We start from the raw sequence: 10,537 nt of genomic DNA, 5'->3' as shown, positions 1-10,537 counted from the left end.
CCTTGTTGTGGCTGGCCCTGATGTGCGCGGGCGCGCACGCCTGGGCGGGACAGGTGGCGGGCACGGTGATGCAGCTGAGTGGTCCGCTGATGGCCAGGAAGGCCGATGGCAAGGTGAAAATCCTGGCCATCAAGTCCGAAGTCGAGCAGGGCGACACCTTGCTGACGGAAAAGGAGACCTATGCCTTGATCAAGCTGATCGACAATAGCGAAATCACCCTGAAGCCGAATACCAGTTTCGTGATCGAGCAATTCAGCTATGTGGCCGAACAGCCCGATGGCGACCACGCCATCTTCAGCCTGCTCAAGGGGGGCTTGCGTTCCGTTACGGGCTTGTTGGGCAAGCGCAACAAGGAGCGCTTCGAGATGAAGACGCCGGCCGCCACCATCGGCATCCGCGGCACGACGTTTGTTGCCAGCTATGTAACGCCCTCGGCACCGCCGGTGCCCACGGTACCGCTGCCGGGAGGAGGGGCGAGGGCGCCGGGCCTGTATGTCCAGGTGCTCGATGGCCTGATTCATGTGACCAATCCGGGCGGGACGCAAAATTTTGCCGCCGGGCAATTTGGTTTCACGCCCAGCTTCCAGCAGCCGCCCGTGATCCTGCCGGCCAATCCCGGCATCCCGTTCACGCCGCCGCCGGCGTTTTCGGCATCGCCGCTATCGAGCACGGGCGCCGCCAGCGGCAAGCCGGCCGCCATCGATTGCGTCGTGCGTTAAGCATCGTCAAGCAAGCCCGGCACACCGTGCAAATAGGGCTTGACCTTCCCATCATGGGATAGCAGATCCTGACCCTATTCGTTACTCTTTCGTACAGGATCTGCCATGCACCAGACCGCACTCGCTCCCGCCAATTCCAGTCCTCCTCCTTCTGCCGGTGCCGCGCATGCGCAGGCGCTGGCCATCGAAGGCATGAGCTGCGCCTCGTGCGTGGGCCGCGTGGAAAAGGCCCTGGCCGCCGTGCCCGGCGTGACCCAGGCCAGCGTCAACCTGGCCACGGAAATGGCCAAAGTCACGTCCAGCACGCCGATTCCCCTGGCCACCCTGCAGGCGGCCGTGGAAAAGGCCGGCTACACGGTGGCGCAGCGCGAGATCGACCTCGATATCGCCGGCATGACGTGCGCCTCTTGCGTGGGCCGGGTGGAAAAAGCCCTGCTGAAGGTGCCGGGCGTGCTGGCCGCCAGCGTCAACCTGGCCACGGAAAGCGCGCGCATCACCGTGACGGGCGGCCTGGAGGCGGGCACCCTGGTCGCCGCCATCGGCAAGGCCGGCTATGACGCCACGGTGCCCGCCGCCAGCCCGGCCGGCGCGCCCGCCGTGCTGCCCAACCGCGACGGCCTGAAAGTGGCGCTGGCCGCCATCCTCGCCTTTCCCCTGATGCTGCCCATGCTGCTCGAATGGGCCGGCATCCATCTGATGCTGCCCGGCTGGCTGCAATGCGCGCTGGCGACACCCGTGCAATTCTATTTTGGCGCGCGCTTCTACAAGGCGGGCTGGAAGGCGGCACGCGCGGGCAGCGGCAATATGGACCTGCTGGTGGCGCTCGGCACGAGCGCCGCGTACGGCTTGTCCGTCTACCAGTGGCTGACGGCGGGCGAGATGCTGCCGCATCTGTATTTCGAAGCGTCGGCCGTCGTCATCACCCTGGTGTTGCTGGGCAAATGGCTGGAAAGCCGCGCCAAGCGCCAGACAGCCTCGGCCATTCGCGCGCTGCAAGTCTTGCGCCCGGAATCGGCCCGCGTGCGCCGCGATGGCATCGAGCTGGACCTGCCCGTGGAACAGGTCAAGGTGGGCGACCTGGTGGTGATACGTCCCGGTGAACGGGTGGCCGTCGATGGCGTGGTGGTGGAAGGCGCCAGCCAGATCAACGAGTCGCTGATCACGGGTGAAAGCTTGCCCGTCGATAAGCATGTGGGCGACAAGGTCACGGGCGGCGCCATCAATGCGGACGGCTTGCTGCTGGTGCGCACGCAAGCCGTGGGCGGCGAGACGACCCTGTCGCGCATCATCCGCCTGGTGGAAGATGCGCAGGCGGCCAAGGCGCCCATCCAGCACCTGGTCGACAAGGTCAGCGCGATTTTCGTGCCCGTGGTGCTGGTGCTGGCGCTGCTGACCATGCTGGGCTGGTGGTTCGCCACGGGCGAGCTGGAAAACGCCATCATCAATGCCGTGGCCGTGCTGGTCATCGCCTGCCCCTGCGCGCTGGGCCTGGCCACGCCGACGGCCATCATGGCGGGCACGGGTGTTGCTGCCCGTTACGGCATCCTGATCAAGGATGCGGAAGCGCTGGAAGTGGCGCACGCCGTCAATACCGTCGTGTTCGACAAGACGGGCACCCTGACGGTGGGAAAACCTGCCTTGGCGGCCCTGCATGCGCATGGCATCGAGGAAACGCGGCTGCTGCAGCTGGCGGCCAGCATCCAGCGCGGCAGCGAGCACAGCCTGGCTACGGCCGTACTCGATGCTGCTGCCCTGCGCCACATCGCCCCCTTGCCCGCCATGGCCCTGTCGGCCTTGCCGGGCCGGGGACTGGCGGCCCAGGTCGACGGCCTGGAGTTGAAGCTGGGCAGCACGCGGCTGATGCAGGAGTTACAGGTGGACATGACGCCGCTGGCGGCCCAGGCCCTGTCCCTGGAAGCCACGGGCAACACGATCTCGTGGCTGGCGACGGGCACACAATTGCTGGGCCTGTTCGCCTTTTCCGACCAGGTCAAGCCCAACGCGCAGCAGGCGATTGCCCATCTGCACAGCCTGGGCATCCGCACGGTGATGCTGACGGGGGATAACCAGGGCAGCGCGGACGCCGTCGGCAAGGCCCTGGGCATCGACACGGTGGCGGCGAAAATGCTGCCGGCCGATAAAACCGCTAAAATCGTTGCCTTGAAAGGCGAGGGTGCGAAGGTGGCCATGGTGGGCGACGGCATCAACGATGCACCCGCGCTGGCGGCCGCCGACGTGGGCATCGCCATGTCGACGGGCACGGACGTGGCCATGCATGCGGCCGGCATTACCCTGATGCGCGGCGATCCGGCCCTGGTGGCGGATGCCATCGATATCTCGCGCCGCACGTACAGCAAGATACGGCAGAATCTGTTCTGGGCCTTTATTTATAACCTGATCGGCATTCCGCTGGCCGCGTTCGGCCTGCTCAACCCCATGGTGGCGGGTGCGGCGATGGCCTTCAGTTCTGTCAGCGTGATCAGCAATGCCCTGCTGCTGCGCCGCTGGAAAGCGCGCAATCATGCAGGTAGCGCGCATAGCAAGGAGTCATAGGATGAATATCGGCCAGGCAGCCAGCGAAACGGGCGTATCGGCGAAAATGATACGCTACTACGAGAGCATTTCCTTATTAAAACCCAGCGCCCGCAGCGACGCGGGTTACCGCATCTACACGCCGAACGACTTGCACGCCTTGCGATTCATCAAGCGCGCGCGGGGCTTGGGGTTTTCCCTGGAGCAGATCCGCGAGCTGCTGTCGCTGTGGCAAAACGACCAGCGCGCCAGCGCGGACGTGAAAGGCATCGCCCTGGCCCACGTAGCCGATTTGAATCAGCGCATCGCCGAACTGACGGAAATGCGCGATACCCTGGCCCACCTGGCGCAATCGTGCCACGGCGACGACAAGCCCGATTGCCCCATCCTGCAAAGCCTGGGGCTGGCCGGCGAAGCGGACGTGAAAGCATGTTGCCATTGATGTAAATCGACGGAGGTGGGTATGGCCTATGAACTGTACTACTGGCCCACGATCCAGGGACGCGGAGAGTTCATCCGCCTGGCGCTGGAAGAGGCGGGTGCCGACTACCGCGACATCGCCCGCTTGCCCGCACGCCAGGGGCAGGGCATGCCCGCCATGCTGGCCTGCCTCGACGGTGCCAGCGTGCCCCATGCCGCCTACGCGCCGCCCGTGCTGCGCGACGGCAACTTGCTGATCGGCCAGACGCCGAACATCCTGCTGTACCTGGGCCGGCGCCTGGGCCTGGCGCCGCGCGCGGAAAGCGGCCGGCTGTGGCTGAACCAGCTGCAGCTGACGATGGCCGACTGGCTGACGGAAGTGCACGACACGCACCACCCGCTGTCGATGAATCAATATTACGCGGAGCAAAAGCAGGCGGCCATGCTGCGCAGCGCGGATTTCCGCGAAACACGTTTGCCCAGGTTTCTTGATTATTTCACGCAAGTCTTGCTGAGCAATGGCAGCCGCGGCCGCTATCTGGTCGGCGCCAGGCTCACGTATGGCGACCTGTCGCTGTTCCAGATGCTGGCGGGCCTGCGCTATGCGTTTCCGCAAGCCATGGCGCGCCTGGCGCCCCGGTACCCGGCCCTGTGCGCGCTGCACGACGCCGTGGCGGCGCGTCCGAATATCGCCCGCTATCTGCGGTCGAAGCGCCGCGTTTCGTTCAATGAGGACGGCATCTTCCGCCATTACCCTGAACTGGACGGGTAAACAAAAACAGCCGGCGCATAGGCCGGCTGTCGTGTTCTTGCTGTTTATTGCGCGCTGGTCACGGGATAACCGGCATCGACGATAGCGGCGCTGATGGCGCCCAGTTCGGCCGGCGATTCCACCGTGACGCGCTTGCTGGCCAGGTCGATCTGCACCTGCGCTTGCGGATCGATGCTGTGCACCGCCTTCGTGACCGAGCCGACGCAATGGCCGCAGCTCATGTTTTCAACTTGTAACTGATACATGGCAAGCACTCCTTCAATGGTTAAGTGCTTCCACTGTAATCCTTGCCCCGGTGGTAAGGTCAAGCGGAAGCGGGATCGCGTTTCTTCTCGTATGTCAACGGCGCAGGCCATCAATGGAGCAGATAGTCGTGTGCTTGCATGGGCGGCGGCAGATTGTCGTCTTGCACGGACTCGCGCAAGCTGATTTCGATGGCGCGGCACATGGCCGACAGGGGCAGGTCGTTGGCGTCTTCGCCGAACGGTTCCTCGATCTCGTCGCCCAGGGCATCGAGGCCAAAGAAAGTGTAGGCGACGATGGCGACGACGAAGGGCGTCATGAAGCCCAGCGAATCGACCAGGCCGAAGGGCAGCAGGAAGCAGTACAGATACGCCGTGCGGTGCAGCAGCAGCGAGTACGAGAAGGGAATCGGCGTGCTGCGGATGCGTTCGCACGAGGCGCCCGCCGCCACCATGGCCGAGACCGTGTTATCGATCTGCGTGGCGAGGATGCTGTCGATACGGCCCTGCTGGACGCAGCCGGCCAGGTCGTGGCCCATCTGCAGCATCAGGTAGTCGGACGGATTGGCGGCCTTGCAAGCGGCGTCCCATTCGGCGGGGCGCAGCAGCGGCTGCAATTCGTCGGGCCCGCGCGTGTCGCGCAGCTGGTGGCGCAGCGCGTGGCAAAAGGCGATGGTGCGGTAAATCATGCGCACGCGGACATCGTCCAGGCCCAGCCTGGCGTGGGCCGGCGTGTCGCTGCGTATCATGGTCTGGCACTGGCGCGAGAAATTTCGGCTGCGCAACACCAGTTCGCCCCACAGCTTGCGTGCTTCCCAATAGCGGTCGTAGGCGGCCGTGTTGCGAAAGCCCAGGAAGATGGCCAGGGGCAAGCCGATCAGGGTGAACGGGATGGTGGTGAGGATGACCTTGTGATCGAACAGGGTGCCGTGGCACCAGGTGACGAGGGTGGCGATCAGGGTGTTGACGATGAGGGTGGTGCGGATGCGCGGCAGGACGGAGCCGCGCACCACGAGGAACAGCCTTAGCGCCGATGGACGCTCGCGCACGATCATGCTGGGCTCCCTGTCGGGTGCTGGGCTGGCGGGAGACACCGCGCCCTGTTCTTGTTATGGAAAAACCATTGTGTGGAATGGCAGAGTGGCAAGTGCCGGGAACAAAAAGCCCGCAGTGTGTGCGGGCTGAGCTGGGTGTGCATGGGACGCAGTGTAGGGGAGACGGCATGAGTATAGGCCGCCGTTCCGCTTCCCGCCAATTCACAGTGATAATGGGTATTATTCATTTTATGAATGAATATTTCATTTGTAAATTGGCGCGTGAATTTCAGTGGCCTGCATCCCGTCCTTGCCGGAGCTTCTTGCGGTGTTCTTCCTGCTGCCGTTTCAATGCGGCACTGGCTGCATAGTCGTTGCGGAACCACTTCGGGTGCCTGCCGCGGCCCGGCCAGCTGCAATCGGCCAGACTGGCGATATCGGCGCAGTCGCAGGCACACTCGCCGCAATCGGGCGCAGGCAGATCGCAATACCCTGCCTGTGCCTGGCGCCGCACGCTGCGCCGTGCCGGTGGCGGCAGCGCCAGGTGCTGGCGATGCCGTTCTCCGCAGGCGCGCAGGCGCCGTTGCAGCAAGGGCAAACCTGTGCGCAAGCCATGGCGGGCGATGACCCGGTAGCCGTAGGCGGAACAGCTGTCGCGTCCGTTCAGCATGCGGTAGGCACAGGAATAACCTTTCCATGGAGATAAGCAGCGCTGGTAGGCGCGAATGGCCCACAGGGCCAGGTGCTTGCCGCAGGTATCGAGCGTGAAAATGATGCATCCTTTGCGATGGCCGTCAGGCAATGCTTCGAGCATACGACAGCTAGGCCGAAATGCATAGCGTTGGGCCAGCGTGAATTGTCAATGTGACAAATGGATAGAATTGCGCAGATCGCGTCTGTTAGGCTGAATGAGCGATTTGGAAATATTTCCTAAAGCAAATACGCCATCCCGATAGCCGCCGCCAGGGGAGCGACCAAGCTTGTTTATCCTTCCTGTGAAAGTGATCTGCATGTTTAAAATTTCCAGCATCTGTCTCGCCACCCTGATCCTGTTGCCAGCGCCAGCCGGCTGGGCCGGCCAGCCAGCGCCCCTGAGCCAGCAGCAGCAAGCGCTGGCTGCGCAAATCGACGCCAGCATCGCGCCGTATTACAAGGCCGGCGATCCCGGCGCCGTCGTCATCGTCGTCAAGGATGGCCAGCCGCTGCTGCGCAAGGCGTATGGCCTGGCCAGCGTGCAGGAAGGCACGCCGCTGACGCCGGACATGACGCTGCGCCTGGGGTCGATTTCCAAGCAATTCACGGCCGTCGCCATCCTGCTGCTGGCCGACCAGGGCAAGCTGGCCATCACCGATGACATCACGACCTACTTGCCCGATTACCCGACCCACGGCAGGAAAATCACGATCGGGCAGCTGCTCGCGCACACGTCCGGCATCCACGACTACACGCGCAAGCCGGAATTCGTGCCCAACAGCACGAAAGACTTGAGCGTGGCGCAGATGATCGACTTCTTCAAGAACGATCCGCCCGACTTTGAACCGGGCACGCGGTGGAACTACAGCAGCTCCGGCTATTTCCTGCTGGGCGCGATCATTGAAAAGGCGTCGGGCCAGCCGTATGCCACGTTTGTGGGACAGCAGATCTTCGTGCCGCTGGGCATGAACGATACGGCTTATGAAGGCCACGAGCGCCAGCCTGCCAAGCGCGCGGCCGGGCATATCCGTTCGGGCGAGGCCTATGTGCCGAACTTGCCCCTAAGCATGACGCAGCCATATGCGGCCGGCGCCCTCGTTTCCACCGTGGACGACCTGGCGCGCTGGGATGCGGCCATTTCGGATGGCAAGCTGCTCAAGGCCGCCACCTGGCAGCTGGCGTTCACGCCGGCCAGGCTGAACGATGGCAAGGCGACCCGTTCCGGCCTGGGCTGGAAGGTGGGTACCTGGCAAAACACCCCCGTCATCCACCATAGCGGCGGCATCAATGGGTTTGCCACGTATGCGATGCGCTTGCCGAAGGAAAAAGTCTACGTGGCCGTGCTGGAAAACTCGGACACGGGCCTGGTCGACCCGGACGTGGTGGCCCGCAAGGCGGCCGCCATCGCCGTGGGCCGGCCCTATCCGGAGATCAAGGTCATCACGCTCAAGCCCGCCATCCTCGATGCGTATGCGGGCGTGTACGCCATCAATGACAAGGCGGGCTACACGATCCGCAACTTCGAAGGCGCCTTGCTGCTGCAGCGCACAGGACGCCCGGCGCAGCGCATGCTGGCCTACTCGCCCAATGGTTTTCTGATTGAAAACACGCTCACCACTGCCGAGTTCGAGCGGGGGCCGAAAGGCGAAGCCCAGCTGATCCTCAACGATGGCGGCGAGTCGAAGTCCGTGCATGAGCGGGCCAGCGCCGTCAAGCCGGCCCGGGCCGTGGTTGCCATGACGCCCGCGCAATTCGACGCCTATGTGGGCCGCTACGCGCTGGCGCCCGAGGTGTACCTGGAAGTGACGCGCGAGGGCGACAAGTTCTTTGCCCAGGTGACGGGTTTCCGCAAGCTGGCCATGCTGCCCATGAGCGAGACGGCCTTCTTCTCGAACGAAGTCGATGCAGAAGTGCGTTTCAGCAAGAATGCCGACGGCAAGACCGAGCAGCTGGTACTGCGCCAGGAAGGGCAGGACATGCCGGCCAGGCGGGTGAATTAAGCGTACTTTGCAGGCATGAAAAAAGCCCCGCCGGCATCGCTGCAGGCGGGGCTTTTCGATAGGCAGGCGGCTGGCGCTGCCCGGTACAACCTACAGCACTTCGCTGGCGTGGTCGGCCAGGCGCGAACGCTCGCCGCGGGCCAGGGTGACGTGGCCGCTGTGGGTCCAGCCCTTGAAGCGGTCGACCACGTAGGTCAGGCCGCTCGAGCCTTCCGTCAGGTATGGCGTGTCGATCTGGGCGATGTTGCCCAGGCACAAGATCTTCGTGCCGGGACCGGCGCGCGTGACCAGGGTCTTGACCTGTTTCGGCGTCAGGTTTTGCGCTTCGTCGATGATCAGGAACTTGTTGACGAAGGTGCGGCCGCGCATGAAGTTGAGCGACTTGATCTTGATGCGCGAACGGATCAGGTCTTGCGTTGCCGCGCGGCCCCATTCGCCGCCATCGGAGTCGGACTTGTTCAGCACTTCCAGGTTGTCGTCGAAGGCGCCCATCCATGGCGACATTTTTTCTTCTTCCGTGCCTGGCAGGAAACCGATGTCTTCGCCGACGGGCACCGTCACGCGGGTCACGATGATTTCATTGTAGAGCTTGGTTTCCAGCACCTGCGCCAGGCCGGCGGCCAGGGCCAGCAGGGTCTTGCCGGTACCGGCCTGGCCCAGCAGGGTGACGAAGTCGCATTCCGGGTTCATCAGCAGGTTCAGCGCGAAGTTCTGCTCGCGGTTGCGCGCCGTCACGCCCCACACATTGTTCTTCGTGTGGCTGAAGTCGCGCAGCGTCTGCAGCACGGCCGTCTTGCCGTTGATCTGTTTTACCTGGCCGTAGAACGGCGTTTCGCCGTTTTTCGGTTCCAGGTAGATGAACTGGTTGACCAGCAGCGATGGAATGAACGGGCCCGTCACGCGGTAGAACGTGGAGCTGTAGCCGTTCTTGCTTTCCTGCCACGATTCCATGTCCTTGCCGTGCTTGTTCCAGAAGTCGTCCGGCAATTGCACGATGCCCGAGTACAGCAGGTCCGTGTCTTCCAGCACATGGTCGTTGAAGTAATCTTCGGCCGGCAAGCCCAGGGCGCGCGCCTTGATGCGCATGTTGATGTCCTTCGACACCAGCACGACGGGGCGGCCATCCTGTTCCGCCTCGAGCGAGCGCACGACGGCCAGGATCTGGTTGTCGGCCTTGCCAACAGGCAAGCCAGCCGGCAGGTCGGCGCTTTGCAGGCGGGTCTGGAAGAACAAGCGGCCCTTGGCATCCTTGTTGCCCAGCTTGGACAGAGGGATGCCGTGCTCGATGGCGTCGTCATCCGTATTGCTGATCAGGGCGTCGAGGGTGCGCGAGACCTGGCGGGCATTGCGCGCCACTTCCGTCATGCCCTTCTTGTGGTTGTCCAGTTCTTCCAGGGTCATCATCGGCAGGTACACATCGTGTTCCTCGAAGCGGAACAGCGACGATGGATCGTGCATCAGCACGTTGGTGTCGAGCACGAACAGCTTGCTGATGCCGCGCTGGTCGGCGGCGCGGCTGGCGGACGACTTGAGCTGCACTTCCACGGCCTTGTGCTTGGCCGGATGCGGCTGCTCGGCCTGCTTGACAGACTTGATCGGCGTGACCTTGCCTTTTGCCGCCGGCGAGGCTTTTGCAGGGGCGGCAGGCGCGGCAGCGGGGGCGGCCGCAGCCGGCGCCGGCTTGGCGACCATCAGGGCCGCCACTTGCTTGATCTTCGTGGCCGCATTGCGGACCGGCTTGGCAACTTCGGCGATCGCCGCTTCAATAATCGGTGCAGCCACTTTCTTGGCTGCCGGGGTTTTGGTGGCCGGGCGCGCTGCGCCTGCGGTTGGGTAATCTTGGGTGGCCAGGATGGTGGCTGGCTTGCTCGGTAATTTTGGCAGTGGCATCAGGATCTCAATCAAAAAATTTCTGGAATGAATCGCCCATGGGCAGCCAGCTTCTGGCGGCACTTCTCATGGGGTGGATGCGGGGGAAACAACAATGCTACAGGACGAATAACTGCCGGAAGGCCGGCGGCATGGCCGGTCATGGACGCCATCGGCGGGCTGCAGGCCCGCCTGGCGGAGTGGGTGGAGGCGCTTCGTTGACTCAAAATGGCGATAGGTAGCGTGAACTGGACTG

Annotated in this window: 10 protein-coding genes; 5 read left to right on the top strand and 5 right to left on the bottom strand. The window is 63.7% G+C overall.

Features of this window, described 5'->3' with window-relative positions; all coding sequences use genetic code 11:
- Positions 1–2: 2 nt before the first annotated feature.
- The 4 genes from GCN74_RS11975 to GCN74_RS11960 all read left to right on the top strand — a co-directional run bounded on the left by GCN74_RS11975 (position 3) and on the right by GCN74_RS11960 (position 4,443).
- The gene (locus GCN74_RS11975) at positions 3–719 is read left to right on the top strand and encodes a FecR family protein (RefSeq protein ID WP_319633459.1); all 717 of its coding nucleotides are present in this window, start codon (positions 3–5) and stop codon (positions 717–719) included.
- A 105-nt stretch (positions 720–824) separates the two neighbouring features.
- On the top strand, positions 825–3,272 hold the full coding sequence (locus GCN74_RS11970) for a heavy metal translocating P-type ATPase (RefSeq protein ID WP_152256896.1): 2,448 nt from the start codon (positions 825–827) through the stop codon (positions 3,270–3,272).
- Position 3,273: 1 nt separating this feature from the next.
- The gene (gene cueR, locus GCN74_RS11965; protein WP_152256895.1) at positions 3,274–3,693 is read left to right on the top strand and encodes a Cu(I)-responsive transcriptional regulator; all 420 of its coding nucleotides are present in this window, start codon (positions 3,274–3,276) and stop codon (positions 3,691–3,693) included.
- 21 nt (positions 3,694–3,714) lie between these two features.
- The gene (locus tag GCN74_RS11960) at positions 3,715–4,443 is read left to right on the top strand and encodes a glutathione S-transferase family protein (RefSeq protein ID WP_193317052.1); all 729 of its coding nucleotides are present in this window, start codon (positions 3,715–3,717) and stop codon (positions 4,441–4,443) included.
- A 44-nt stretch (positions 4,444–4,487) separates the two neighbouring features.
- Here the strand turns inward: GCN74_RS11960 and GCN74_RS11955 are convergent, their stop codons facing one another.
- The 4 genes from GCN74_RS11955 to GCN74_RS28725 form a co-directional block, all read right to left on the bottom strand.
- Positions 4,488–4,688, bottom strand: a complete 201-nt coding sequence (locus GCN74_RS11955; RefSeq protein WP_152256893.1) for a heavy-metal-associated domain-containing protein — start codon at positions 4,686–4,688, stop codon at positions 4,488–4,490.
- Between the two features lie 110 nt (positions 4,689–4,798).
- Positions 4,799–5,740, bottom strand: coding sequence for a bestrophin family protein (locus GCN74_RS11950; RefSeq protein ID WP_152256892.1), 942 nt, complete (start codon positions 5,738–5,740; stop codon positions 4,799–4,801).
- Between the two features lie 268 nt (positions 5,741–6,008).
- The gene (gene yidD, locus GCN74_RS11945; protein WP_152256891.1) at positions 6,009–6,533 is read right to left on the bottom strand and encodes a membrane protein insertion efficiency factor YidD; all 525 of its coding nucleotides are present in this window, start codon (positions 6,531–6,533) and stop codon (positions 6,009–6,011) included.
- 45 nt (positions 6,534–6,578) lie between these two features.
- Positions 6,579–6,731 carry a hypothetical protein gene (locus tag GCN74_RS28725; protein WP_193317051.1) on the bottom strand — a complete coding sequence of 51 codons (153 nt, stop codon included), beginning with the start codon at positions 6,729–6,731 and terminating at the stop codon, positions 6,579–6,581.
- On the opposite strand from GCN74_RS28725, the gene GCN74_RS11940 reads away from it, so the two are divergent.
- Positions 6,730–8,412: a serine hydrolase gene (locus GCN74_RS11940; RefSeq protein ID WP_152256890.1), complete on the top strand. Its 1,683-nt coding sequence runs from the start codon at positions 6,730–6,732 to the stop codon at positions 8,410–8,412. The genes GCN74_RS28725 and GCN74_RS11940 overlap by 2 nt on opposite strands.
- Before the next feature lie 90 nt (positions 8,413–8,502).
- Here GCN74_RS11940 and GCN74_RS11935 read toward each other — a convergent pair whose 3' ends face one another.
- Complete coding sequence (locus GCN74_RS11935) at positions 8,503–10,302, bottom strand: PhoH family protein (RefSeq protein ID WP_152256889.1); 1,800 nt, start codon at positions 10,300–10,302, stop codon at positions 8,503–8,505.
- Positions 10,303–10,537 lie beyond the last annotated feature (235 nt).

The organism is Janthinobacterium sp. FT14W (assembly GCF_009208755.1).
In the GTDB taxonomy this organism is placed as follows: domain Bacteria; phylum Pseudomonadota; class Gammaproteobacteria; order Burkholderiales; family Burkholderiaceae_D; genus Janthinobacterium; species Janthinobacterium violaceinigrum.
The sequence above is the reverse complement of the archived record's forward strand: the minus strand, read 5'-3'. Positions and strand labels throughout refer to the sequence as shown.

Excerpts from the sequence above, each read along its gene's own strand:
- GCN74_RS11970 (WP_152256896.1), top strand. The coding sequence starts at position 825 with ATGCACCAGACCGCACTCGCTCCCGCCAATTCCAGTCCTCCTCCTTCT.
- cueR (WP_152256895.1), top strand. The coding sequence starts at position 3,274 with ATGAATATCGGCCAGGCAGCCAGCGAAACGGGCGTATCGGCGAAAATG.
- GCN74_RS11960 (WP_193317052.1), top strand. The coding sequence starts at position 3,715 with ATGGCCTATGAACTGTACTACTGGCCCACGATCCAGGGACGCGGAGAG.
- GCN74_RS11955 (WP_152256893.1), bottom strand. The coding sequence starts at position 4,688 with ATGTATCAGTTACAAGTTGAAAACATGAGCTGCGGCCATTGCGTCGGC.
- GCN74_RS11950 (WP_152256892.1), bottom strand. The coding sequence starts at position 5,740 with ATGATCGTGCGCGAGCGTCCATCGGCGCTAAGGCTGTTCCTCGTGGTG.
- yidD (WP_152256891.1), bottom strand. The coding sequence starts at position 6,533 with ATGCTCGAAGCATTGCCTGACGGCCATCGCAAAGGATGCATCATTTTC.
- GCN74_RS11940 (WP_152256890.1), top strand. The coding sequence starts at position 6,730 with ATGTTTAAAATTTCCAGCATCTGTCTCGCCACCCTGATCCTGTTGCCA.
- GCN74_RS28725 (WP_193317051.1), bottom strand. The coding sequence starts at position 6,731 with ATGCAGATCACTTTCACAGGAAGGATAAACAAGCTTGGTCGCTCCCCT.
- GCN74_RS11935 (WP_152256889.1), bottom strand. The coding sequence starts at position 10,302 with ATGCCACTGCCAAAATTACCGAGCAAGCCAGCCACCATCCTGGCCACC.